The 24432-nt window shown below is 64.8% G+C and carries 22 protein-coding genes and 1 pseudogene; 6 read left to right on the forward strand and 17 right to left on the reverse strand.

Features of this window, described 5'->3' with window-relative positions:
• Positions 1-294 (forward strand): transposase (locus tag M8A51_RS26590; protein ID WP_368408570.1); only part of this gene is annotated, 294 nt, incomplete at its 5' end.
• A 98-nt stretch (positions 295-392) separates the two neighbouring features.
• On the opposite strand, the gene M8A51_RS18665 is transcribed toward M8A51_RS26590, so the two are convergent.
• The 4 genes and pseudogenes from M8A51_RS18665 to M8A51_RS26715 all read right to left on the reverse strand — a co-directional run.
• Complete coding sequence (locus M8A51_RS18665; protein WP_251780032.1) at positions 393-1889, reverse strand: hypothetical protein; 1497 nt, start codon at positions 1887-1889, stop codon at positions 393-395.
• A 130-nt stretch (positions 1890-2019) separates the two neighbouring features.
• Positions 2020-2601 (reverse strand): RES family NAD+ phosphorylase, encoded by a 582-nt coding sequence (locus M8A51_RS18670; protein ID WP_251780033.1) that lies wholly within the window; start codon positions 2599-2601, stop codon positions 2020-2022.
• A gap of 12 nt (positions 2602-2613) precedes the next feature.
• The gene (locus M8A51_RS18675; RefSeq protein ID WP_251780034.1) at positions 2614-3090 is read right to left on the reverse strand and encodes a MerR family transcriptional regulator; all 477 of its coding nucleotides are present in this window, start codon (positions 3088-3090) and stop codon (positions 2614-2616) included.
• A 239-nt stretch (positions 3091-3329) separates the two neighbouring features.
• Positions 3330-3413, reverse strand: a pseudogene (locus M8A51_RS26715) (single-stranded DNA-binding protein); the annotation flags it as partial.
• Between the two features lie 100 nt (positions 3414-3513).
• Here M8A51_RS26715 and M8A51_RS18685 point away from each other — a divergent pair.
• Positions 3514-3801: a hypothetical protein gene (locus M8A51_RS18685; RefSeq protein WP_251780035.1), complete on the forward strand. Its 288-nt coding sequence runs from the start codon at positions 3514-3516 to the stop codon at positions 3799-3801.
• A gap of 32 nt (positions 3802-3833) precedes the next feature.
• On the opposite strand, the gene M8A51_RS18690 is transcribed toward M8A51_RS18685, so the two are convergent.
• From M8A51_RS18690 to gspG, 13 genes are all read right to left on the reverse strand, one after another.
• Positions 3834-4853 carry a hypothetical protein gene (locus M8A51_RS18690; protein WP_251780036.1) on the reverse strand — a complete coding sequence of 340 codons (1020 nt, stop codon included), beginning with the start codon at positions 4851-4853 and terminating at the stop codon, positions 3834-3836.
• A gap of 108 nt (positions 4854-4961) precedes the next feature.
• Positions 4962-6734, reverse strand: coding sequence for a hypothetical protein (locus M8A51_RS18695; RefSeq protein WP_251780037.1), 1773 nt, complete (start codon positions 6732-6734; stop codon positions 4962-4964).
• Between the two features lie 157 nt (positions 6735-6891).
• Complete coding sequence (locus tag M8A51_RS18700; RefSeq protein ID WP_251780038.1) at positions 6892-7320, reverse strand: type II secretion system protein; 429 nt, start codon at positions 7318-7320, stop codon at positions 6892-6894.
• Between the two features lie 25 nt (positions 7321-7345).
• Positions 7346-7741, reverse strand: coding sequence for a type II secretion system protein (locus M8A51_RS18705; protein ID WP_251780039.1), 396 nt, complete (start codon positions 7739-7741; stop codon positions 7346-7348).
• A 4-nt stretch (positions 7742-7745) separates the two neighbouring features.
• Positions 7746-8276 (reverse strand): type II secretion system protein, encoded by a 531-nt coding sequence (locus tag M8A51_RS18710; RefSeq protein ID WP_251780040.1) that lies wholly within the window; start codon positions 8274-8276, stop codon positions 7746-7748.
• A 2-nt stretch (positions 8277-8278) separates the two neighbouring features.
• On the reverse strand, positions 8279-10084 hold the full coding sequence (locus M8A51_RS18715; RefSeq protein WP_251780041.1) for a general secretion pathway protein GspD: 1806 nt from the start codon (positions 10082-10084) through the stop codon (positions 8279-8281).
• Between the two features lie 199 nt (positions 10085-10283).
• Positions 10284-10853 (reverse strand): hypothetical protein, encoded by a 570-nt coding sequence (locus M8A51_RS18720; RefSeq protein ID WP_251780042.1) that lies wholly within the window; start codon positions 10851-10853, stop codon positions 10284-10286.
• Positions 10850-11416 carry a hypothetical protein gene (locus M8A51_RS18725; protein ID WP_251780043.1) on the reverse strand — a complete coding sequence of 189 codons (567 nt, stop codon included), beginning with the start codon at positions 11414-11416 and terminating at the stop codon, positions 10850-10852. The genes M8A51_RS18720 and M8A51_RS18725 overlap by 4 nt, the downstream gene beginning before the upstream one ends.
• The gene (locus M8A51_RS18730; protein ID WP_251780044.1) at positions 11406-11921 is read right to left on the reverse strand and encodes a PilN domain-containing protein; all 516 of its coding nucleotides are present in this window, start codon (positions 11919-11921) and stop codon (positions 11406-11408) included. Before M8A51_RS18730 ends, M8A51_RS18725 begins: the two co-directional genes overlap by 11 nt.
• Positions 11922-12770: a hypothetical protein gene (locus M8A51_RS18735; protein ID WP_251780045.1), complete on the reverse strand. Its 849-nt coding sequence runs from the start codon at positions 12768-12770 to the stop codon at positions 11922-11924.
• Positions 12771-12774: 4 nt separating this feature from the next.
• Positions 12775-14406 carry a GspE/PulE family protein gene (locus M8A51_RS18740; RefSeq protein WP_251780046.1) on the reverse strand — a complete coding sequence of 544 codons (1632 nt, stop codon included), beginning with the start codon at positions 14404-14406 and terminating at the stop codon, positions 12775-12777.
• Positions 14403-15500 (reverse strand): type II secretion system F family protein, encoded by a 1098-nt coding sequence (locus M8A51_RS18745; protein WP_251780060.1) that lies wholly within the window; start codon positions 15498-15500, stop codon positions 14403-14405. Before M8A51_RS18745 ends, M8A51_RS18740 begins: the two co-directional genes overlap by 4 nt.
• A gap of 128 nt (positions 15501-15628) precedes the next feature.
• Positions 15629-16072: a type II secretion system major pseudopilin GspG gene (gene gspG, locus M8A51_RS18750; protein ID WP_251780047.1), complete on the reverse strand. Its 444-nt coding sequence runs from the start codon at positions 16070-16072 to the stop codon at positions 15629-15631.
• Between the two features lie 562 nt (positions 16073-16634).
• Between gspG and M8A51_RS18755 the strand changes: the two genes are divergently transcribed.
• The 4 genes from M8A51_RS18755 to M8A51_RS18770 all read left to right on the forward strand — a co-directional run.
• On the forward strand, positions 16635-18845 hold the full coding sequence (locus tag M8A51_RS18755; protein WP_251780048.1) for an RHS repeat domain-containing protein: 2211 nt from the start codon (positions 16635-16637) through the stop codon (positions 18843-18845).
• Positions 18846-18856: 11 nt separating this feature from the next.
• Positions 18857-21217 (forward strand): RHS repeat domain-containing protein, encoded by a 2361-nt coding sequence (locus tag M8A51_RS18760; RefSeq protein ID WP_251780049.1) that lies wholly within the window; start codon positions 18857-18859, stop codon positions 21215-21217.
• Between the two features lie 1206 nt (positions 21218-22423).
• Entirely contained in the window at positions 22424-24175 is a 1752-nt protein-coding gene (locus M8A51_RS18765) for a hypothetical protein (RefSeq protein ID WP_251780050.1), read from the forward strand.
• 18 nt (positions 24176-24193) lie between these two features.
• On the forward strand, positions 24194-24432 hold a 239-nt coding region (locus tag M8A51_RS18770), incomplete at its 3' end, for an RHS repeat protein (RefSeq protein WP_251780051.1).

Below are 24432 nucleotides of genomic sequence, written 5' to 3' on the forward strand. Positions count from 1 at the left end.
CACAAGCGCGCCAAGGTCAAGGCGTGGCTGGCGCGCAACCCGCGATTCCACCTGCACTTCACTCCGACCTACAGCTCCTGGCTCAATCAGGTCGAGCGTTGGTTTGCGCTGATCACCGAGCGCGCCATCCGACGCAACTCGTTCACCAGCGTGCGTGAACTCAAACAGCAGGTCGAGTTGTTCGTGCAACGCTACAACGCCGACGCCACGCCGTTCCAGTGGGTTGCTACCGCCGACTCAATCTTGCAAAAGATCGAGCGGATCGCGAAACGTATTTCTGCGACAGGACACTAGGGCATGCCGAGCTGGATCACACCGACTCCAGAAGCGCACTCGAAAGCAGCTCTCAGCACTCCTCCGGGACAACGCGGCTGGGCCGAGGTCGAACGGCCTCATGGATTTGCCGGAACGGTGACCACCACCCATGGGACGTCGAGCTGCGTGGCAACCCGCTGCAATGCGCGAGGCAGCGGCCGCTGCACCGCGAGCAACACCGTGATCTTGGGCGATCGGTCCGAGTAGATTTCGGCTTGTGCCTTGAGCACGGCGCGGTACTTCACCACCTGGAAGATGCCGCGCTCCAGGTCGTCGTCGGCCGACTTGATGGACTTCACCTCCACGCCGGTCCAGGCGCTCATGTCCCGGAAGAAGACATCGACAACGTCCCCCGACAGCAGCGGGTACTCGGCCTGGGCAAACTCCGTCGGCGCGTCAAACAACTCAGGATGGGCGAGCGCGTACTGCTTCAGCACCAAGTGTTCGGGTGACTCACCACCACCCCAGCCGCCGTGGCCATCTACTTCCTCCTGGCCTTCGCCCTTGGGCGGTTCGACGTCAGTCACCGGCGCCAGCCTCGCCATGTTCAGCACGTCGAGCCAACGATCGCCGTAGGCCATGATCCGGCGGTACTCGTCCCGCACCCGCGCACGCTTCTCTTCGCGGGTCAGCTCGTTGAACCAGGGCCACCGATCCTTGATGCCGGTGTCAGGCAGGCCGGCATCGGTACCGGACTTCGAGACGACGACGGTGGTCAGGTAGGGCGGCTTCTCTGCCTCAGGCCAGTCGGCGGTCGCTGCCTCGATCAACCGGGTGACCATGCCCAGTGGATAGCCCAGCCCGCGGGCCCATGCGTGGCCATGCCGGTTGACGCGACCCAGCCGCTCAGCCAGTTGCTCGTATGTCAGAGGCAGCAGCTCGTCGTCGGTCTGGCGACGCACGTGGTCGACCAAGATAGGCAAGGCGAGCTGTGCCCAGTGCAGCGCGCCGCCCGGCTCGGCTGCATCCTCATCGCGCTGCGGTCCGCGATGCCCGTCGGGCACCCAGCCAGCCCCTGGAATGTCGCCCCTTGCCGGGACCAGTTCAAAGAGCATGCCGCTGTGCAGCGCATCGATATCCGGCGACTTCCAGCGGTCGGCGATCGCTTCGATGATGCCCAGGCGTGCCTTCAACGCATCGACCTCCAGCCCGAAGTGCTGCTTCAGTAGATGGACGCGGTCCATGTAGACCCGATGGATGCTGCGCGATACCTTGAGCTGCGCCTCGCCGGATGCTGAGACCTCGAAGGCATACACGGGTAGTTGCTCGCCGCGCGCCTTCTGCAGACGTTCAAGGCACTCACGCCCCCGCTTGACCGCACCGCCCTTCCAGTAGTTGGAGCGGCCACCGATGACGACGAACCGCCGAACCTGGCCTGTCAGCGGATCGAGGATGTCGGCCACCAGGTCGTTCCAGATCGTGCAGACCAGGCGCTTCCCGTCAGCTGTGAACGCCGCCCAGGGCGTGTCGTTGCGGGCGTTGTTGGAGCCCCGCGCGTGGGTGTCAATGTCGCAGGTGGCCAGCCAGAAAGGGTGTGGCCCGTTGGCGATTCGCTCGTTGCCGATGACAGGCATGAAATCCTCCCTCAAGTTGCTGCGACCTTCTGCGTGGCCGCTCACTTGGTGGTGATTCTGGGGTCTTGTGACCCGGATTTCGCAACGACCGCGCGTCGGCCGCCGCATGACACTGAAGAACCTCGCGCCTTCAGGGCACCAATGGCACCAACGAATGCGTGGCCGCGTCGGCAACCCATTTGTTGACCGCGCCTGCTGCGTTGGCCAGCGCCACCCGCCAGAGGGCCTTCATGGCGGCAGCGTCCGGGTTGAACAGGACCACGCAGGCCTGCGCGAAGTGCTGTGCGGAGCAGTAGATGATGCCGTCGAAGCCTGCCTGATGCACATCGTCAGCCAGCTGCTGTGTCTCGGAGAAGCGAAGCGACTGCAGGACTGGCCAGGCCGTCGCGTGCGGGCGCAGATCAGCCAGGACGAATTCGGCGAGGGTCTGGATGGCCAGCAACTCGCGCAGTTGCAGAAGGCCCGCGACGGACACGCCGGTCGCTTCGCGCCGGAAGACTGCTTCATACAGCGCGGTGCCGGGCGCCTCTGCCAGGTAGGCACACGGGAGTTTGGCCAGGTCGAAGCGCCCGGACATTGCGCCGATCGGTGCGAGGTGGAGTGGTCCCCGCCCAAGAGCGGCCCCCGTCACGGTGGGCCGCTGGATGCGGTAGAGCGAATGGCCTTGCGCCAAGCGGTAGGGCGAGACGTTTCCAAGAGCTGCGAGTTTCATGAGTGAAGAGTGTCAGCTGCTCTCCGCTCCAGCCAGGGTCACCGCACGGTCCTGCATTCCTCGCTCGATCGCTTGGCGCGGCGTCGCACCGTCCAGGCCGGGATGAGGTGTTTCGAGGAAGGTGAGAACCGCCCACCCTTCATTCGTGCCCAAGGCCTTGGTCAGTCGCGGCAACGTGTCCCACATGGGTGCGTCGAATTGCCACTTCGGCAAGCGGAAGCCACGCTTGATGCGCGTCAGACCGATGGCACGACCGCTGTCAATCCATGCATTCATCGTCACGCGGGTGGTTCCGGTCATTTGCGCAGCTTCGTCGGTCGAAACCATGTCGCCGGCGTCGAGCCGTTGTTGACGCATGGCCAGACTCCCGGCCATCAAGGCTTTGGTCTCAGCGAGGGAAACGAAATCGTTCGAGGGAGTGTTCTTCGTGCGTGCCCGCGTGCTGATGCGGGAGTCGGTTGAGGAGATTAGGTGTTGTGCTGACTTCATATCTCGACTCATGGGAGGTTGCGGGCATCGACTTTGCCTGCATGAAAGAACGCAGCAATGCGGTTGCACAGGCGGATGCCGAGCGCCGGCATCTTTTTCGGAACCATGAACGGAGAGGCCAGCTCGCGAAGCTCACGAAATGCTTGCGCCAGCTTGCGAGCTGCCTCGGCAAACTGTGTTTGCCCAAGCTGCGAGAAGGCCGAGTGGTATTCCCCGAGTGCATTGAGATATCGCTCATGGACAGCCCGGGCAGCCGGTGTGTACCGCAGCTCGGGATCGCGCCCGAGGTTGCCGATCAGGATCACCTTATTGACTGAGGCCATGCTTCTTCTGTTTCGGTTAAGTCGTTAAGTTGGTATTCTACGTTAACCCGCTTTTCAACTCAAGCTGGAGGCGCCGTACTCTGGCTGTGCAGGCGTACTCTTGACCGATGTCCGCTCCATCTTTGGTCGAACACCCGCTGTGGGTCGGCAGCACGCATTGGTCGGGGAGGCCCCGGCGGCTCAGACCAAGTCTCTGCCGCCAATCATCGAATACCCGGTCCTGGTGGTGTCGCTGTCCTTCGAGGGGCCGACCATCGAATGGCCGGTGACGGTCAGCGCTGACGCTCGCGCCGTCAGTCGCAAACGTCTCTGTTCAGTCTTTAGCGGGCTCCCGGTCGACGAGGATGGCAAGTGCCTGGCACACGCGATCAAGAACGTCTTCCATTGATTGGGGAGTTGCCGATCTTTGCTGGACTGCAGCTAGCACTCAACCTTCCCCGCCTCGCCGCCCAGTCTGCTGTCGACAAGCTCCGGCACCAAGGCGAGCAGTGCGTCTGCTCGCTGCTTGACCCGGGGAACCGGGTCGGATTGCATCATGTCCCGGATTGCCTCACGCAGCTCGTGCTCGCTAGGAGGGTTACCCAACACGGGCCGCACTTTACGCAGGAACGCCGTGCGTGGCCGCGCGATGGCCAGCAAGGCATCGACGGCGATCAAGCTCAGCGGCCGGCCGTCCCTCAGCCAACGCTCCGCCCTGGGCCAGCCGAAGCTGCAGGCGGCAGCCAGATACCCCCAGGCTTCGACTGACGGCTCGCCGGCATTCGCTTCGATCCAGTCGAGGACGCGCTCCGACCGAAAATGCGCCAAGGCGCCGAATGCCTGCCGGCGGTCGCGCTCCTGCATGGACGCCAAGGCCTCGAACGCCCGCTGCAGACCTTCGTCAACTGGCAGACACGCAGCCGTCGCCTGCAGCAAAGCGGCGAAGGCGCCGTACTCAGGCCACTCGTGCCAAGCCCGCCGGACCAACGTCGCGCCCGGCGCGCCGATCAGCGCCACCACCTCCAACACGACCGACCGGACGGTCGGGTTGCGAGTTTTATCAAAGCGGCTCACCAGTGCGGCCAGGACGTCGTCGGGGGGCAGGCGCGTCCACGCAGTGCAGACGGGCTCGTCCAGTTGCCAGCGCGTCACCGAGTAGTCGAGCAGGCTGGCAGCTTGCTGGCATGCCTCGCCCAGCGTCGGCGCCGGGAAGCGATCAGCCTGATCAACCTCGTCTTCCGGTTGGGAAGCGATGCCATCGTCGTCATAAAAGTCGTCATGCAGCAGAAACTTTGCCGGGCCGTGCCGCTTGGCGAGGTTGAACCACTCCCGCGGCCGCAGCGATCGACTCAGGAGTCGCGAGTTACAACCTCCACAGACCCGATAAGGTTCCACGGCGTCGTCCGCGCCTTCCTCGACGTTGGCCGAGTGCAGCTCACAGGCTTGACACATGAAGTTCATGGGCTGGCGGGAGTTGATGCGCGATGGCAAGCAAGCGATGGCAGGAGCGACTCAGATCGGGATCCTACGGCCAGCGTAGCGCCTGTCGGCCCCCGTCGCAGCCGCTGCCTATCCACCGAGGACCTTGAAGGCTCGAAGGTGGGCGGCGACGTCGCGCTGGCTGTCGAACTTCAGCCCGTCGCGTGCTCCCGTCCACGCACGCTGCACGATCAGCAGTTCCTGCACCGAAGGGCTGAGGAAGCAGCGCGCCATGTCAGCACTCCAACGCCGAATCTCTTCATTGACGCCTCGCATGCCTTCGTCTTCATCCGCGAACGATAGCGACAACTCGAGCAGCAGCGCCAATCGGCTCCAAGGCGACAAACGCCGACCGACCGACATCACGCTCGGTAGCGCCACGCGGTTCCTCTGCACCAGCGCACGGAGCCATTCGCGCGGTGGCGGGCTGGCACCCCGTCGAACCTGGATCGCCGCCAAGCGGCGAACACGGGCCGACGCATCCTCCAGCGCAAACATGACCAGCCGATCCCGTTCTTCGCTGTCTGCGCTGGCGAAGGATCTGGCATACGCGATGCAGCGGACCAGGGGCGCGCCATCGCCCCTGCCGCGCACGCACAACCGCGCCGTGTCGTCAGGAACCAGCACGCACAGAACATCCAGCGCCACCGCCCGATCGCGCGCGTTGGTGGTGCCCTCGAACCGATCGCGCGCAGCTTGGGCGACGTGCGCGCAATCCTCGGGTGCCAAGGCAGCGACAGCGGCGCTGCGAACCTGTTCCGACCGGTCTTCGCACATTTTGCGCGCCAGGCTGCAGCTTGAGGCGCGGCCGCCGGCCAACGCGGCGCGCAAGCCGCCGGCGCGAATTGCGGCGACGCGGGAATAGCAGGCCACACCCGCAAGCGACAGGCGTTGCTCCGGGTTAGTCAACGCCTCGATCGCCGACAACGCTCCCCTGGCGACCACAAGGTCGGCGGACAAAACGGCGCCGCGCAGCAGTTGGTACCGCGAGCTGTCGTCCCGCACAGCCGAGAGTTCGACTTGGAACAACAAGCGCTGCACCTCCCGATGCGGCGAGACCAAGTCGGTTTTGAGTACGGCAAGACACATCGGCTGGGCGAGAAACGCCAGGATGGCGCTCAGCAGCTCGGTATGGTCGGCTCGTCGGGCGCGCTGCAGGGCTGCAACCATCGGCAGCGCTGCGCGCCATGCTGAGAGATGCTCTTCGCGCAGGTATGCACCCACGGCCCGGGTAGCGGCTTGCCGGACCTGCGGCACCCAATCGTTGGCCCGCTCGAGCAGGACCGGCAGGGCTCTGTCGTCGCCGGACAGGGCCAACGCGCGCACGGCTGCCTCGCGTCGATAGCCGCTGCTTGAGCGTGCTTCCAAGAGCCACGCTTCCCAGGAAACCGGTGTTTCCAGGCCCAATTTGAGCCACCTCGACAACCAGCCCATTCCCTCACCTTTCGTGCGGCGCAATCCACGCATCGAATGGCAGGGACAGCGGGCGACCTGCCAGATCGCGCGGAACCGTTGGATGCCCGCATTGAAGCAGCCGTCGCCGGTAGCAAAGCCATATGGCGCGGCCATTTCGGTGGCAAATCTGTTGTTGGCCACATTGTGCCGTGCCCTGGTAGGCGATGAATACGCGTGCTCCCGCACGACGGGCAATGGCCCCGCGGTGCTCGGCACTTCGCTCTCTCCCTTGCGCAGCATCGGTTGGCGCGCTTCGAACACCGGCGGCACGAAGCGCGTCAGCAATGCCCAGACGCGCCGGTCGGAGACGCTCTGTGGATACAAGTGCTGCCGGGCCTGTGTCACCGCCACACACGGCAGCTGCCGCTCTTCCTCGACCTGCTCGACCGAGCGGGTCGAGGAAGTCATATGGGATGGAAGCGGTGGGGATGTAGACCACCTGCCATTCGGTGCCCTTTGGGTGCGTGGATGGCCGACAAGACGCGCCAATGAGCCGAGTGCGGCTGTCTCGGCGCAGTGAGAGGATGCGCAGTCGCTCCCCCCGCATGGCGAGCTCCTTAGATCCTCAACGAACGCCAGCTTCCGTCACCAACGGCGTGAAGGCAAACACCTTTCTTGAATCGCCCGGGGCGGCCAGTGAATAGATGCCCATCACGCCGCCGTCCGGGGCGGGGACGGTGCCCCACTGCTGCGTCGCGCTGTACGGGTCCAGGTAGATGCGGCGCAAATGACGCCTCATGAACGGAAACCTCGTGTCGGCGAGCAGGGCTTGAAGGTCAGGCGGAAACCGCCGGTTTCCAGGCGGAGAGGCGTAGTAGTACGACCCGATGGCCTGCACGAACTCCTCGCCCATCCAGTCGAGCTGCTGTTTGCGCTGACGCTCCGCGGTGGCAGACCACAGCTCGCCGACGGCCGCGAGTCCGATCGACATGATGACCACCGCGACCAGCACGCCGATGTAGGTGAAGCCGGCCTGCCGCCGTTGCAGATCCATTCTGTGCCGTCGTGGCCGCTCGGTGCTACCAGGAGCCATATTCGGTTCCGTCGCGCCCCACGCCGGCAGCGCCGCTGCGCAGGTCATAGATCGCTCGGGCCTCGCCGCCACGGCCGCTGCCGTCGGCACCGGGCGCCAGCAGGATCCAAGTGTCGCGGCGCTCGGTGATCGGGTCTTGCGGTATCTCGCGCAGATACCGTTGATCGACCAGTTCCTGCAGCGTCTGCGGATACCGCCTGGCGTCCGCGTGGAATTGGTCGATCGCTTCACGCGTGATGCGCAGGTTGGTCTTCAGCACGGTCTCCTTCGACCGGTCCACCGAAGCAAAGTAACGTGGGCCGACCAGGGCCAGCAGGGTGGCGACGATCGCCATCACGACCAGCAGCTCGATGAGCGTGAACCCGCTCGGGCCCTGTCTCACGGGTTCACCACTCACGGTACGGCACCCCGTTCAGGCCGACGTCGTTCGAACGGCTGTACACATCGTAGACATCCTCGCCGGGGCGTGGGTCGTTCGGTTCGCTGGCGTACGATCGCAATCCCCACCGGGGGTCTTGTAGGTCGCGCACGCCTGAACGTTGCGGTTCTCCTGGAGCGGAGGTCGGCGCAAACGGATCCGTGGGAATGCGCCGCAGGAAGTACAGCTTGCCGCCGTTGCCGGCCCGCGCATCTTCAGCACCCGTCATGAGCACGGACAGACTGGGCGGATAACCGCTACCGTCGGCCGCCCGTGCAATGCGCCCTTCATCGACGGCCCGCTTGTAGGCATCGATGGCATCCCGGATCTGGCGCAGCGCAACTCGCAGTTCTTCTTCCTTCTGGCGCTTGTGCGCCAGCTCGGCAAGCGGGAACGCAACCGTCGCGAGGACCGCCATGATCGCCAGCACGACCAGCAGCTCGACCAGCGAAAAGCCGCGGCCGGCGCGAGGCGACAGTCTGCACGAGCAAGGCAGCATGTTCAGTTCGGCACGATGGGAGGAGGCGTGAACGTCGGCGGATAGGTGCCGGATCCCTGCGGAACCGCAGGAGCCCCAGGCGGCGCACCAGGGCCGGGGGCCGGTGCCGGCACCGGACTCACCGGTGCCGCAGGCGCGCCGAGCACCCGCGGCGGCACTGAGGGGCCGCCTTCGGCAGGGCGCAGCTGGATGGGTGCAGCGCCGACACTCCCTTCGGTGCCGGAGAGGAATTCGATCTGCTCAGGGCCCGGAATGGGGATGTTGCGGACGATGCGCGGTGTGATCAGCAGCACGATCTCGGTCTTGGTGTTGCTGTTCGAACCTTGCCCGAACAGCTTGTTCAAGAGCGGGACCTCGTTGGCGATGGGCAGCCCCGTGTTGGAGCGCCGCTCGTCGCTCTGGATCAAGCCCGCCAGGATCTGTGTTTCACCATCGCGCACTCGCAGCTGTGTCGAGGCATTGCGAGTGCCGAGCCGGTAGGCTTGGGTCGTCCCCCGGTTGATGGTTTCCAGGATGTTGCTGACTTCCAGCGCCAGCTTCATGCCGACCTCGTCGTCGAGCGACACGTTGGGCTCGATCTCCAGCTTCAGGCCGACGTCCAGGTAGTTGACGCTTTGCGAGGACCCGACACCGGCGGTGCTGGTCGTGGTGATCACCGGCACCCGCTCGCCGATCAGTATCTTGGCGGTTTGACGATTGCGAACGCGGATGCGCGGGTTGGCCAGCAGATTCGAATCGCCGCGCTCCGCCCTCAGCCGAGCCCCGGCGACGGGATCGTTGAACTGCAGCCGCACCAGGTCGGAGTTGAAGTTCCTGACTTCCGGCACCGTCAGTTGACCGGCCGCTCCGTTGCTGCCCCGCACACTTACGTTGACCTCGTCCGGCCAGCGGATACCGAGCTCCGTGAGCCTGTTGCTCGCCACCTCGAGGACTTCGAGCTCCAGCATCACCTCGGGCTCCGGCAGATCCTGGTTGGCCAGCAAACGCTCGGCGATGCGAATCACTTCGGCGGTGTCGCGCACGACCAGCAGGCTGAGGTTTTCATCGATGAAGACGTCGCGCGCCTTCGCGATCGTCTTGACCAGGTTGGCCGACTTCTGGATGTCCGCGTTGGACACATAGAAGCTGCGTGTGACCAACTCCTGGTACTCGCGTTGCTTGTTCGCGGTCGCCTGGTACACCAGGACCGTGTCCGCATCGAGGACGCGCTTTTCCAGTTGATTGGTGGCGAGCAGCAGTCTGAGGACGTCCTCGACCGATTTTCCGGCCACCGAGATGGTCACCCGGCTGTCCATGCGGACATCGCGGTCGAACATGAAGTTCAGCCCCGAGGCCAGCTTCAAGGACTCGAACACCTGCAGCAGCGTGGCGTTCACGAACGACATCGTCACCGGTTTTCGGTATGCCGCCGACAGCTGGGGGGCGGCCCTTCCCTTGTGTCCTGCTGCATCCACCCTCGAGCGCGACCACCGTCGTTGCAGCACGGCAGCGCGGCGATGGGCCCGGTTCTCCTTGAGCACAAGCTGCACCAGCTGGAGTGCCTCGTCAAACTTGCCGGCTTGCGCTTGGGCCTCTGCGGTGTCCAGCTGCCCGGCATGGCGTTCGGCCACTGAAATTCTTTCTTCGCCGGAGGTCACTCGCGGATCCCGCGGCTCCAGGCTTCTTGCGGACTCGAGGTGCTGTCTCGCTGCGTCGAAGTTGCGGTCGTCCATCGCGAGCTCGGCACGGTATAGCGCGTCCCGGAGTGCTTGCTCCCTCTGCTCGAAGTAGGTCTTTCGGTACTCGGCATTCGATGGGTTGGCTTCCATGGCCCGCCTCAGCTCTGCCACACCCGCGGCCCGGTTGCCCGCCGCAATCTGCGATTTCCCCGTGCTGAAGTGCTGATATCCGGCGCACCCGCTCAACACGAGGGCCAGCAACAGTGCGACACCGGCGCCGCGCGCTGCGCTCGCCTCACGGAGTCTCGGGACAGCTGAGTTCGTCATGCGCATGGTGAAGAGGGTGGGTTCATGGATGCCGCGCCAGCGTCGGTGGTGTCGGGGAGCGGCTCTCGCCGACTTGGCCTGTCAGGACCTGCCCGGTCACCTCGTGCAGCAGTTGGTAGCCGGTAGGACTGGCTTGCGTGAGCTTGAAGCCCCCAGGGAGCGCGTCGCCGACGCGCGCCTTGAATGTCGTGGCGCCGTTGAAAAACAGCGTTGGCGCGCCGTCCTCCTCCCAGTAACCGATCGCCGCGAAGGGCGGACGCAACGGCGGCGGCGGGGGGGCGGGCGCAGTCGGCACCGGGGGGCGCGCGATCTCGACCCTCGGCGGCGGTTCCGGCGCGCGTGCCGTGACCGACGCCCCGAAAGGATCACCCATCGGCTCTTTCAAGAGCGGCCGGGGAACTTCTGCTGCCATTGCGCTGTCCGCAGGCACCTCGCCGGGTCGCGATCTCTCAACGGGCCCCGGTGCGGCGCGTGTGCGCGCTTGCGTCGCGTTCACGACCGCCGCTTCGACCTCTTCGCCTGGCGGGTCGAAGAGGTTCAGCGCGATCAGCCCTGCAAGGGCCATCAGCAGAAACACCAACCGCCGGTTCATTGCGCCGGCCTCATGAAGATCACGAAGGTCATGCGCCAGCGCGGCTCTGCGCTCCCCCCTGCCTCGCGGGTCAAGCTGAGTTGGGTCAGCGCGACACCTGGCACGGTCAGCAACACCTGGTTGATGAAACGACGCGCGGCAGGATAGGCAGCACGGGCGTCCAGGCGAATTTCGTAGTAGGGCAGTTCTTCGTTCCGCTGCGCAACCTGATGGTGTTCCGTCGAGGCAATCGCCACGTGCTGCAGCTGGGCAGCAGAGAACAGGGTCTGCAGAACGTCGGGAAGCCCACGCTCATCGGCAAGGTGGCGCCACCATGTCGAGACGCTCGCAGCGGGCCGCGGCAGGGGCTCGGCCGGCTTCACGGTGCGTTCGCGAAGCTCGGCGAGTTCGCGCGCCAGGCCGACCTGCACGGCGTTGGCCCGGGCGATCGGCCCTGCAATCGCAAAGGCCGCCACAGCGGCGAGCAAAACGCCGGCCCCCACCATCCACTGGACGCGAGCGGGCGTGCCGCGCCAACGGTCGCGAAGACCATGCCACACCGTCGCCATACCGTCAGCGTGCATGCTCGTTCCAGCGCGCAACAAGCGCGAACCTGATGGGTCCGGACGGCGCCGCAGGGTCCAGCGCCTGGTGCGACACCAGGCGGACCTGCGACAAGCCCGCCATCGTCAAGCGAGCCAGATAGTCGGACGCACCGGCCATCGTGTCGGCCTGGCCTGCGATGCGAATGGTCCCGGCGGCAACGTCCGGGGCGACGCTCTCCAGACGTATGCCTTCGGGCAACGGTGCTTCCAACGCGGTGAAGATGCGCTGCCAATCGATTTGCAGCGCACGGCTCGCCTCGGGGTAGCGGGCGACGAGATGTGCTGCCGGCTCAAGACGAGACCCATCTTGTTGCTGAGCGGCCCGCAGCGCAGCCATCTCCGTCGTCAGTTGACTGGTTTGATGGTCAGCGTTGTCCCACGCCTTCAGGGCCCAGGCGGCACAGAGCGCCCCGGCACAAAGGATGGCCACGCCCCCACCGAAGGAGATGCCGCGCCGAGCGAAATTCACATGCTGGATGCCCACTCACGTCTCCTGCAGCCCGTTGGCCGCCAAACTCTCTGCCGCGCCGGTGGGTCTTTTGGAGACGCTACTGGCGAAGAGCGGAGCAGAAATCACCGCAGAACCCTCCCCTTCGTCGACGGCCGTGACCTCGAGGTCCGGCGAGAACCAGATGGCACCGGGCAACGGTACCAAGCCCAGGCGGGCCTCCCACCTCGTCAACATGCCTCGCAGATCAGCGTGGCGAGAGCTCCCCGCCACGACGGGAAGTATGGCGAGCGCCTCCACCCGGTCTTGCTTGCACGCGGCAGCCACGATCCTGTCGGTCTCTTGCACCACGACCCAGAAAGGCTCGAGCGAGGTCTCGGGAAAGCGCGCGCGTCGTATCGCGAGCGCCGCCGGCAGTCGATGACGCCACACCCACGCCAGCGCAGGCTGCATCGAACGCACCGAGAGTTGCGCGGCCCGGGCTTCGCGCGCCAGCAACTGATGCAAGCTGCGAGACAAACCATAGATCGCCAATCGACCCTGGTTCGTCGCACGATCGGCCTGCAGGGTCCACCCGCCCTCGCAGGGCCAGGCTTTGTCGAACTGCTGCTGCATCCAGTCGTTCTTGATGGATTCCGGCAACGCCTCGGGCCCGAGGTCGAGATGCAAACACGGCGACAAGCGGCTTCCCAGCACGATGTCCAGCGTCCGCCCTCCCTTCTCACGCACCTGGGCCAGGCATGGGGGCAGCAACGTTTCCAGTCCTCGCTCGTCGGGCGAGCAGTCGAGCCGCGTTCGCCCCTCGTTCCCCGTCGACTGAGGCCACAGGCTGGCATGGCCCGGTTCCAGCCACAGGGTCCAACGTCGGGGTGCCAACCACTTCATGCCATCAAACCTCGGCCGTGACACGCTGGACCTCGTCGAAACTGGTCCATCCCTTCGACGCGGCGTCCATTGCCTGCTCCCTCAGGGTGCGCAAGCCCTGCCGGCGCGCCAGCGCCCACACCTCCTGGTACGGCGCGTGATCCACGATCATCGCCTTCAGTTCGGTCGACATCACCAGCAGCTCGCCGATGGCAAACCGCCCTCGGTAGCCGGTATCCAGGCACGCGGGGCAGCCGTTCGCCTGGCGCCAGCTGCCTTGCTCATGCCCCGACGGGGCCGCCGCCGGCTGCGCACAGGCGCAAAGCCGGCGCACCAGGCGTTGGGCCAGCACACCGTTGAGGGCGGCCGCCACGGAGTAACGGTCGATCTCGAACTGCTGAAAGCGCCCCAGCACATCGAGCGCGTCGTTCGCGTGGACGGTCGTGAACACCAGGTGGCCCGTCAGTGCGGCCTGCACCGCAATGCGGGCGGTTTCGCCGTCGCGTATCTCACCCACCAGGATCTTGTCGGGGTCGTGCCGGAGGATGGAGCGCAGGCCCCGGGCAAAGCTCAAGCCCTTGCGCTCATTGACCGGAATCTGCAGGACACCCGGCAGTTGGTACTCGACCGGGTCTTCGATCGTGATCACCTTCTCCTGCGTCGAGCAACTTTCGTTGATGGCGGCATACAAGGTGGTGGTCTTGCCCGAGCCGGTCGGGCCGGTCACCAGCACCATGCCATGCGGCCGGCGGGCAAGCCGCAGCACCCGCCCAGCGAGCTCGGCCTCGAAACCGAGCCCTGCCAACGTCAGCTCTTGCAGCGACTGAGCCAGGTGTTGCCGGTCGAGAATGCGCAGCACTGCGTCTTCGCCATGGATGCTCGGCATGATCGAGACACGGACATCGATCGTGCGCCCCTGCATCTGCACCTGCAATCGCCCGTCCTGCGGCACGCGGCGTTCTGCGATGTCGAGTTCCGACATCACCTTCAGGCGCGAGATGACCTGCTCGGCAACCAGCGGGTCCTTCGCCTCGCGCACCTGGCGCAGCACGCCGTCCAGGCGGTACTTGATGACCAGGCCACGCGGGTCGGTCTCGACGTGGATGTCGCTGGCGCCGGACCGCAATGCCTCGTAGAGCGTGGCGTTGACCAAGCGCACCACCGAACTGGTGGTGGCCTCCAGCCTGTCGGCCGACAACTCCTCGGCGGCCAGCACGGTTTTTGTGGGTCCGGGCGTCAGGGGCTCGTCTTTACCCGCCGCCGCTTGCGCAACGGCCGTCGCTTCGTAGGCGGACAGCCAGGCCTTGAAGGCGCCTGGGTCGACCAAAACCTCCTTCAACACCGGGCCTTGGGATTGGGCCCAGTTCAGCACGCTGGCATGGGACGGGTCAGTGATGAGAAGAGCGGTGGTGGTCTCGCGGGTTGCCGCTGCCACCCCGCGCGCGAGTGCCACCGTGTAGGCGATGCGCGCAAAGTCGGGCCGCCAGCCCGTGAGGTCGGTGCTGTCGCATTCCAGCGCCAAGGCCTCCGCCAGCATTGCAGGACGCCCTGCGCGCGGCTCAAGGTCGGCGAGCGCTTCTTGCACCGACGGACCACCGTTTTGCAATGCGCCCACCGCAGCGCGGATCTCGTCCAGCGAAATCGAGGTGCTGCTCATCGAATCGCGCTGGCCAGTTCGAAGATCGGCAGGTACATCACCACAACGATGGCGCCGATGGCCAGCCCCATCACCGCCATGACGGTCGGCTCCAGCGCTCGCATGAAGCGCTCGATGGCCCGGGCGGTCTCGCTTTCGTGAAAAGCTGCCGCCTTGACGAGCATCGGCCCCATTTCACCGCTGCGTTGTCCCACGTGAAGCAAGCGCTCGACCACGGGCGTGGCCAGCCCGGCCGCGGCCAGTGCCGCAGAAGCGGATGTCCCTTCCTGCACACTCCGCAAAGCGCTTGCCGCTGTCGCCTGCAGGTGATGCGGCAGCAGCGCGCTCGCCATCCCAAAGGCACGCACAAACGGAATGCCCCCTTCGATCAGCGTGCCGGTGGTTCGATACAGACGCGCGAGATACACCAGTCGCGCATATCTGCCGACATGACGTTGCTCGAGCACCGCTGCCACAGCACGAGAGCGCAGCCGCGGCGAACTGCATGCGCCGATGCCGAACGCCGCGAGCACCACGGCGGCGGCCGCCATCCAGGCGCCATGGGCCTTGACCAGATTGCCCCATTGCAACAGCAGTTGCGCCGACCACGGGAGCTCGGTGTGGATGCTGGCAAAGATGCCGCTGAACCTCGGCACGACGTAGGTGAGCAGGAACAGCATCACCAAGCCACCCACCACGAGCAGCAGCATCGGGTAGACGCTGGCCGTGATGATGCGCTGTCGCACGGCGTCAGCCTGCCGCGCGTGCTGCAGGTATCGCTGTAACGCGACCGTCAGGTCCGAGGTCTCCTCCGACGCTCGAACCAGCGCGACCAGCAAAGGATCGAACCGCTCGGCATGCTCCAGCGCCTGGGCCAGCGTCCGGCCTTGTTGCAAGTCGCTCAAGATGCCTTGCAGCACTGCACCTTCCGAAGTTGACCCGGCCTGCTGGGCCAAGGCCTTGATGGCCTCGACCGGTCCGATCCCTGCCTGCAGCAGCGACGAGAGCTGTTCGCAGAACAGGTCGCTCGCCAGGCGTGGGGCCGCTCTTCTGCGCCGCAACGGACGTTTCGTTGAAATGCCCAGGCCGACCGCACCGATGGGTTGATGCCCCATCGACGCCGCCTGCGCGAATGCAGCGTCGCGGGACGTCGCTTCGACGGCCAAGCGCCGCGGCGGGCCGCCGTCCTGAGCCACCCAGACGTCGATGCGAGCCACGGTCGTCTTTCAGTGCGCGGTTGGCACTAGCGCCACGACCGGATGTCGGCGTTCTCGGCGTCACCGCCGGGCTGGCCGTCCCTGCCGTAGCTCACGATTTCGTAGTCGCGCCCTTGTTCGCCGGGGGCGCGATAGACGTAGGCACGCCCCCACGGGTCCAGCGGCACGCTGTTCTGCAGGTAGGGCCCGGCCCACTTCGCCTCGCCTTCCGGCTTCACCAACAACGCAGAGAGCGATTGAACGGTGGTCGGGTAGGCGCCGGTATCGAGCCGGTAGGTGTCGAGCGCCTTGCCGAAGGCCTCGATCTGGGCTTGCGTCACCTTCACCTCGGACTTGGCGACTTGGCCGAAGAAGCGCGGGCCCACGTATGAAGCGAGCAGGCCAATGATGGCGATGACGACCAGCAGCTCCAGCAATGTGAAGCCGCCGTGGCGACCGATGCGGCGGCGGGCGCCTCGAACCTTGTTCACCTCTTCCTCCCTCTTTGTTTGACTGGACGGGCAGATCGCTCCTGCCCTGCCTCTCCTCTGTAGCGGGTGCGATTATGGATTGGGCGCACGCGCCGCAGCTCGTCGGCGCGAGCACATTTTCACTTTTCCAGCGTTTTGGTTTCGTAAAGTTACGAGCTACCCCCAAACGGGGGTATGGAGCTGTAACCGGTTCTCGGGATACTGGCGCGCTCTCGTCGAGCGCAGATAGGGCGAACTCATCGAGATTGCATCCAACAGAAGACCCGAAGGCCGAGGGAACATGGGAACGAGAGTATGGGGGCGGTCCGGAGCAACCCGAAGGGCAAACGCGCTAGGCGCTCTTGCTTTGTTTTTTGTGGTGGCGGTCCATACCACGGCCGATGCTTACCCCGCATGCCTTGAAGGTTCACCGCCCGGCCAGTGCGTTCAAGCCACCGATGAAGCAATAGACGCCTTCCTGGAACGTGAACAAGAAGACCAGTTCTGCCGCACATACCGTGCTTGCGAGTGGTCTGCGCCACGCGAATGCGGAATCGGTCTGCTGAGCGGCTACTCAGGATGCATGAGGCCAATCAGCAAGGACGGCTGGCCAAACCAGTATTGGGCCACGGCCATCACCTACTGCCCGGGAGGGGTGCACGTCACTTACGGCACCTGCCGTTGCCCTGCCGGCAAAACGTGGGTCCTTTCGAAGAACCAGTGCATCCCCTACGTTGACCGCGACCACGACAAGCCGCAAAGCTGCGAGCCGCGCTACGGCAACCCGATCTACCCGCTGACCGGCAGCAAGCGCAACGAGATTGAGTTGGACCGCTGGCTGGGCGAGCCATTGAAGCTGGCCTTCGACACGCGCCGCATGGTGCCCAGTAACGACGCGGCCCTCACGTTCGATCTGGCGGCCTTGCCCTCCTTCGGCCCCTTGTGGACGAGCAGCGCCCACAAGAAGCTGGTCTTCCAGTCAGGCTCCAAGCCCGCGATCCAGGCATCGCGCGGGGCCGGCCGTTGGGTCAGTTTCGTTTCCGCCGGCTCAGGCAACTATGCGCCCGATACCGACATCACCGATCGCATCAGTGCGGTGTCCGGCGGCTGGCGCTACTTTGATGCTGTCCGAGGCGCATACGAGACCTACAACAGCACCGGTCAGCTGTTGAACGTGAAGACCGCGTCCGGCGCTGTCCACACCTACACCTACAGCGACAGCGCCACCCCGGCGACGATCGCCCCCGCCGCGGGGCTGCTGCTGTCGATCCAGGACCAGCAGGGCCGCACGATCAGCTTCACTTACGAGAAGCCGCCCGAGGCTTCCCTGCCAATACGCATCAAGCAGCTCATCGACCCGGCGCAGCAGACTACCGAGTTCGCCTACGACAGCCATGGCAACCTGCAGCGCATCACCTGGCCGGACCAGAAGCAGCAGCAATTCCTCTACGAGAACACCACTCACCCCTGGGCACTGACCGGCATCCTGGACGAGCACAACGCCCGCACGGTGACCTACGGCTACGACACGGAAGGCCGGGCTATCAGCACCGAAGCGGCCGGGGGTGCCGACAAGTTCAGCGTCACCTGGGGCACCGCCCCGAGGTGGCAAGTCAGCGAGACTTACGATGAACAAGCAGGCGTGATCTGGCGCGATCACCGTTGGCTGCAACCGCAAGGCACGCAGGTCACGCTGCCCAACGGGCAAACCGTCGACCTCCAAGTCGCCAGCGTTCAGGGCACTTCACGACTGACCTCGCAGAGCCAACCGGCCGGGGCCGGCTGCGCCGCGTCCACGCGCACCACAGAGTACGACACTCTAGGCAACGCCGTCCGCCGCGACGACTTCACCGGCAAGCGCGTCTGCTTTGCCCACGACCTGAGCCGCAACCTGGAGACGACACGGGTCGAGGGGCTGAGTGCTTCGGCGACATGCAGCGCCTTCATGGTTCCAGGTGCGACTCTGCCCACCGGCTCCCGCAAGGTCAGCACCCAGTGGCACCCGGAGTGGCGTCTTGAGACCAAGGTCGCCGAGCCCGGCCGCATCACCACGACCATCTACAACGGCCAGCCCGACCCGTTCTCCGGCGGCGCTGTGGCGAGCTGCGCCCCCTCTTCCGCCCTGCTACCCGACGGTAAACCCATCGCCGTGGTTTGCAAACGAGTCGAGCAGGCCACCACCGATGCGAACGGCTCGCAGGGTTTCTCGGCTTCGTTGGCAGCCGGTGTCCCTGCTCGCACGTGGAGCTACACCTACAACCAATACGGCCAGGTGCTCACTGAAGACGGCCCCCGCACCGACGTGGCCGACGTCACCACCTACGAGTACTACCCCGACACTACCTCGGAGTGGACCCGCGGCGACCTCAAGCAAGTGACCAACGCCGCCGGCCAGGTGACCCGCTACACCCGCTACAACCCCCACGGCCAGGTGCTGCAGAGCGTGGACGCCAACGGCGTGATCACCGACTCCACCTACGACCTGCGCCAGCGCCTGACCAGCGTCACGGTGGCCGGCCAGACCACCACCTACGCCTACGAGCCCACCGGCCTGCTCAAGCGCGTCACCCAGCCCGATGCCAGCTACGTCGAGTACCACTACGACGACGCCCACCGCCTCACCGGCTTGAGCGACCAGGCCGGCAACACCATCACCTACACACTCGACAACGCCGGCAACCGCACCGTCGAACAGGTCACCGACCCCGAGGGTGTGCTCGCGCGCAACCTCAGCCGCGCCTTCGATGCGCTCGGGCGAGTGCAGCAGTCCACCGGCTCGATCCAAAAACGCTGAGGGAGGCCTCCATGAACCACCACATCCTGGCGCGCACGCTGGCGCTGCTGCCCCTGGCCTGGGCCTGCTCAGCACTTGCCCAGACCCTGCCCCCGCCACCGGTCTCACCGGCGCCGGTGGTGAACTACGAATACGACGCCGAAGGCAACCCCACCAAGCAGGTCCAGGCCCCCGGCGTGGCCGGCTTCGGCCTGACCACCAGCCACAGCTACGACAACCTGCACCGCCGTAAAGACACCACCGACGCCAGGCAGGGCAAGATCCAGTTCGGCTACGACGGCCTGGACCGCACCACCCAGGTCACCGACCCCCGCAGTCTCGTCACCCAGTACCCGCGCACCGGCCTGGGCGAGGCCACCCAGCTCATCAGCCCCGACACCGGCACCACCGGCTACACCTACGACGCCGCCGGCAACCTCAAGACCGCCACCGATGCCCGCGGTGTCACCGCCACCTACAGCTACGACGCGCTCAACCGCCTGACCCAGATCGTCTACAGCCAGAGCGGCCACAACAGCCGCAGCTTCGGCTGGACCTATGACCAGAGCGGCACCGACTTCGGCCACGGCATCGGCCGGCTGACCACCGCCAGCTTCCCGGCCGGCACCACACGCTACCGCTACGACGAGTTCGGCCGTATCGTGCAGCACACCCAGGCGCTGCTGCCGGCCAACGGCGCCAACAGCGTGCAGATCACGCACAGCACAGCCTACGGCTACGACAGCACCGGCCGCTTGAGCCACCTCGTCTACCCGTCCGGGCGCCAGCTGAGCTACAGCTACACCCAGGGCCAGCTCACCGGACTGTCCTTGGCGCCCACGGCCGGCGCCAGCGCCCAGCCCTTGCTCAGCGACATCCGCTACAGCCCGTTCGGCCCGCCGGTGAGCTGGAACTGGCACTTGAACAGCGGCACCAAGGCGCACCAGCGGGTCTACGACCTGTACGGCCGCCTGGTGCGCTACCCGCTGGGCGGGGCCATCCGCGACCTCACCTATGACGCGGCCAACCGCATCACGGCCTATACCCACTGGAATGCCACCACCGGCGCCAGCGAGGCCAGCGCCGACCAGCAGTTCGGCTATGACGAGCTGGGGCGTCTGACCAGTGTCGTCACCGCACAGGGCAGCTGGAGCTTCAGCTACGACGCCAACGGCAACCGCACCCAGGCGGTGCTCAACGGCAGCCCCAGCGCCTACACGGTCTCGAACACCAGCAACCGGCTCGAGGCGGTCGGCACCGGCCGCAGCTTCGGGCACGACCCGGTGGGCAATACCACCACCGACTCGGGCCTGGGCTACACGGCCACCTATTCACTGGAGAACCGGCTGGGCCAGCTGACCAAGGCCGGCACCAGCTACACCTACACCCACAACGCCGACGGCCAGCGCGTGCGCAAGTACAACAGCGCCGGTGCGGCCACCACGGTGCTGTTCGTCTATGACCTGGACGGGCAGTTGCTCGGCGAGTACGACCGCAATGGCCATGCGATCAAGGAGTACGTCTGGATGGGCAACACGCCGGTGGCGGTGTTCACCCCAGGCGCCACCGCCAGTGATCCGCCCACGGTCTACTACATCCATGTCGACCACCTGAACACGCCGCGCATGGTGCGCAACCAGGCCGATCAGCGCCGGTGGCGCTGGATGCTCGCCGAGCCCTTCGGGTCCACCGCCGCTGAGAACAACCCCGATGGGCTCGGGAATTTCACCTTCAACCTCAGGTTCCCGGGGCAGTATTTCGACCAAGAAACCGGGTTGCACTACAACTACTTCCGCGACTACGACGCTACCGTGGGAAGGTACGTTCAATCGGATCCGATCGGCTTGGCGGGGGGCATCAATACCTACGTCTACACCTTCAACCGCCCAACAGCATGGACGGACGCTCTAGGCTTAGCGCCCGATCTTGATCGGGACTTTTCAAATCCGGTGATTGGTATCCCAAATCCATCCATAACGGCACAGCACGATCTCGCTAGAAGGGCGCAGCTCGCATGGAATGCAATGATGGGCCAGCCTCGGCCGAAGAACATGACGCCGAAAGAGGAGGGACTATTCGACAAATACTGCGCAAACTCCGGAGATCCATGCTCTGAAATCAAGAATGCGACGAATCGGGCTATTGATATGGCATACCAAAAAATGGGCCATATGCAACGTGACCCCGGCAATCTCTTCGGCAACGCCTACTCCTCGCCGAATCCATCGATTACTGGAACCGCCACTACATGGATCGGGCATCAGCGCGATCTAATTCATAGAATCGAAACCATTAACTCAATGATTTCACTGGGACAAAGGATGGGTTGTGATATGACCCCTGAAATTATCCGCGCCATGGGCGTTCACGTACCAAATACTCCGGCAAGGTGAGTTATGCCAACAAAGTTTTGGATTGATTTTTCCGCATATCTCAGCGATGGCACTGCAGTGGGACAAGTCTCTGGAGAAATGGAGTTCGCCATCCCCATTTACCCTGGAGCCAGAGTCTCACTAAACCCTTCGAGTTTACGCACCGCAGAAGATCGGTTCTTACTTAAGCAAAATCTGGCTGTAATTCGAGAAACGCTATCGAATCTAGTCGTGGAACAGTTGACTGCATTTCCAGGTGATACGGCACCCACGCTGGCTCTCGGAGACGTCATCTTCGAGAGTCGGGATCAAGCCAAAACAGCATTTGACTATCTCAGCGAAGCATTTTCCCTGCGATGTGAATTGTGGGACTAGACGCAGTGCAGAAATGCATTTATGGAATCGTCTAGGATGAAAAGATTGTGAAATTGGGCTCGCCGTCTTGGCTTGCAAAGTTATTTCAAAGCCTGCAGGGAAAGCTTCATGATAACCAAGACCCCGAGTGCATTAACATCTGTCGTTGCTTCAAGGCATAGAGACGCAAGAGCGCTAAGTCTACTTTTCGCGTTCTGTATTCACCTTGACGCAGACGCGCAAACAAGGACTCGTCCGCCTTTAGGGCCCGTGTACGGGGATACGTGCAACGTGCCTGGATTCCATAGCTCATTCCAAGCTACGTGCGATGCGCGTGCAGCCTTCGTGAACCGGTCAAGCCCACTGACGTATGAGGCGACGACTGAGTACAAGGGAACGTGCTTGACGACACGGCAGAAACCCCTCGGTTACCCGTTTCGCGGGTACTACTGTCCGCCGGGATATTCGATGAGAGGTCACGTCGACTACGGCGGATGCGATCGTCCTGACGGAACGGGCAAGATCCTTTACCACGGCGCCGGACAATACTGTCAAGCCTTTGTTGTCGTAATCGACCGCTACCGAGACAAACCGCAGCACTGTGAGCCGCGCTATGGCCGGCCGATCTATCCGTTGACGGGCAGTAAACGCAACGAAGTCGAACTCGGACGCTGGCTGGGTCAGCCGCTCATGCTTAGCTACGACAGCCGCCGCAAGGTACCTGGCACCGATCCATCTATCTCATTCGATCTGAGCGCCCCGCCCTCTTTTGGAACTATGTGGGAAAGCGGAGCACACAAAAAGCTGGTTCTCCAGACGGGGGCAAAGCGAGGTATTCAAGCATCTCGCGGTGGCGGACAGTGGATCAGTCTTGTGTTCGACGACTGGAACGACTATCTGCCTGACAGAGATATCGCTGACCGCGCAAGCGTGGTGTCCGGGGGCTACCGCTACTTCGACGCAGCACGAAGCGCGTACGAGGCCTACAACGGCGCAGGCCAATTGACGCGAGTGAATCGGGCCTCGGGTGCGGTGCATACGTACACCTACAGCAACAGTAGCACGCCGGTCGAGATTGCTCCGGCATCGGGCCTGCTACTGTCGATCCAGGATCAGCACGGCCGCACGATCCGCTTCATCTATGAGAAGCCATCCGAGCCTAGCTTGGCGATCCGCATCAAGCAACTGATCGACCCGGCGCAGCAGACGATCGAGTTCGCTTACGACTCCCACGGCAACCTGCAGCGCATCACCTGGCCGGATCAGACGCAGCGGCAGTTCCTCTACGAGAACGCCGCCCATCCGTGGGCGCTGACCGGCATCCTGGACGAGAACACGGCTCGCACGGTGACCTATGGCTATGATACGGAAGGTCGAGCCATCAGCACCGAGGCCGCTGGCGGCGTCGACAAGTTCAGCGTCGCTTGGGGAACAGCTCCGAAGTGGGAGACCATCGAGACGTACGACGCGCAGGCGGGCGTGATCTGGAGGGACCACCACTGGCTGCCGCCGCAGGGCACAGTGGTCACTCTGCCCACCGGGCAGGCGGTGGACCTGAACGCGACGAGCGTTCAGGGCGCGTCGCGGCTCACTTCGCAGAGCCAGCCGGCGGGAGCCGGCTGCGCCGCTTCCACCCGCATCACCGAGTACGACACCCAAGGCAATTCCGTCCGCCGCGACGACTTCACCGGCAAGCGCAGCTGCTACGTCCACGACCTGGACCGCAACCTAGAGACAGTGCGCGTTGAGGGACTGTCGAACTCGGCGACGTGCGGCACCTACACCGCAGCCGATGTCGCGTTGCCGAACGGCTCGCGCAAGGTCAGCACGCAATGGCACCCCGACTGGCGTCTAGAGACCAAGGTCGCCGAGCCCGGCCGCATCACCACGACCATCTACAACGGCCAGCCCGACCCGTTCTCCGGCGGCGCTGTGGCGAGCTGCGCCCCCTCTTCCGCCCTGCTGCCCGACGGCAAACCCATCGCCGTGGTCTGCAAACGCGTCGAGCAAGCCACCACCGATGCGAACGGGTCTCAAGGCTTCTCGGCTTCACTGGCAGCCGGTGTCCCTGCTCGTGTGTGGACCTACACCTACAACCAATACGGCCAGGTGCTCACTGAAGACGGCCCCCGCACCGACGTGGCCGACGTGTCCACCTACGAGTACTACCCCGACACCACCTCGGAGTGGACCCGCGGCGACCTGAAGCAAGTCACCAACGCCGCCGGCCAGGTGACCCGCTACACCCGCTACAACCCGCACGGCCAGGTGCTGCAGTCGATCGATGCGAACGGCGTGATCACCGACTCCACCTACGACCTGCGCCAGCGCCTGACCAGCGTCACGGTGGCCGGCCAGACCACCACCTACACCTACGAGCCCACCGGCCTGCTCAAGCGAGTCACCCAGCCCGATGCCAGCTACGTCGAGTACCACTACGACGACGCCCATCGCCTCACCGGCTTGAGCGACCAGGCCGGCAACACCATCACCTACACACTCGACAACGCCGGCAACCGCACCGCCGAACAGGTCACCGACCCCGAGGGCGTGCTCGCGCGCAACCTCAGCCGCGCCTTCGATGCGCTCGGGCGCTTGCAGCAGTCCACCGGCTCGATCCAATAAATCCTGAGGGAGGCTCCCATGTACAACCCCATCGTGCGCGCCTGCGCGCCACTGACCCTGCTGGCGCTCCTGAGTCCCGGCTGGGCCCAGACCCTGCCCCCGCCACCGGTCTCACCGGCGCCGGTGGTCCACTACGAATACGACGCCGAAGGCAACCCCACCAAGCAGGTCCAGGCCCCCGGCGTGGCCGGCTTCGGCCTGACCACCAGCCACAGCTACGACAACCTGCACCGCCGTAAAGACACCACCGACGCCAG

The sequence above is a fragment of the Caldimonas mangrovi genome (genome assembly GCF_023721835.1).
In the GTDB taxonomy this organism is placed as follows: domain Bacteria; phylum Pseudomonadota; class Gammaproteobacteria; order Burkholderiales; family Burkholderiaceae_C; genus Caldimonas; species Caldimonas mangrovi.

What these genes read in the sequence shown, in the direction of transcription:
- M8A51_RS18755 (WP_251780048.1), top strand. Translation starts at nt 16,635, where the DNA reads ATGAGGCCAATCAGCAAGGACGGCTGGCCAAACCAGTATTGGGCCACG.
- M8A51_RS18725 (WP_251780043.1), bottom strand. Translation starts at nt 11,416, where the DNA reads ATGCACGCTGACGGTATGGCGACGGTGTGGCATGGTCTTCGCGACCGT.
- M8A51_RS18760 (WP_251780049.1), top strand. Translation starts at nt 18,857, where the DNA reads ATGAACCACCACATCCTGGCGCGCACGCTGGCGCTGCTGCCCCTGGCC.
- M8A51_RS18700 (WP_251780038.1), bottom strand. Translation starts at nt 7,320, where the DNA reads ATGGATCTGCAACGGCGGCAGGCCGGCTTCACCTACATCGGCGTGCTG.
- M8A51_RS18665 (WP_251780032.1), bottom strand. Translation starts at nt 1,889, where the DNA reads ATGCCTGTCATCGGCAACGAGCGAATCGCCAACGGGCCACACCCTTTC.
- M8A51_RS18740 (WP_251780046.1), bottom strand. Translation starts at nt 14,406, where the DNA reads ATGAGCAGCACCTCGATTTCGCTGGACGAGATCCGCGCTGCGGTGGGC.
- M8A51_RS18690 (WP_251780036.1), bottom strand. Translation starts at nt 4,853, where the DNA reads ATGAACTTCATGTGTCAAGCCTGTGAGCTGCACTCGGCCAACGTCGAG.
- M8A51_RS18745 (WP_251780060.1), bottom strand. Translation starts at nt 15,500, where the DNA reads ATGGGGCATCAACCCATCGGTGCGGTCGGCCTGGGCATTTCAACGAAA.
- M8A51_RS18710 (WP_251780040.1), bottom strand. Translation starts at nt 8,276, where the DNA reads ATGCTGCCTTGCTCGTGCAGACTGTCGCCTCGCGCCGGCCGCGGCTTT.
- M8A51_RS18675 (WP_251780034.1), bottom strand. Translation starts at nt 3,090, where the DNA reads ATGAAGTCAGCACAACACCTAATCTCCTCAACCGACTCCCGCATCAGC.
- M8A51_RS18735 (WP_251780045.1), bottom strand. Translation starts at nt 12,770, where the DNA reads ATGAAGTGGTTGGCACCCCGACGTTGGACCCTGTGGCTGGAACCGGGC.
- M8A51_RS18720 (WP_251780042.1), bottom strand. Translation starts at nt 10,853, where the DNA reads ATGAACCGGCGGTTGGTGTTTCTGCTGATGGCCCTTGCAGGGCTGATC.
- M8A51_RS18670 (WP_251780033.1), bottom strand. Translation starts at nt 2,601, where the DNA reads ATGAAACTCGCAGCTCTTGGAAACGTCTCGCCCTACCGCTTGGCGCAA.
- M8A51_RS18715 (WP_251780041.1), bottom strand. Translation starts at nt 10,084, where the DNA reads ATGGAAGCCAACCCATCGAATGCCGAGTACCGAAAGACCTACTTCGAG.
- M8A51_RS18695 (WP_251780037.1), bottom strand. Translation starts at nt 6,734, where the DNA reads ATGACTTCCTCGACCCGCTCGGTCGAGCAGGTCGAGGAAGAGCGGCAG.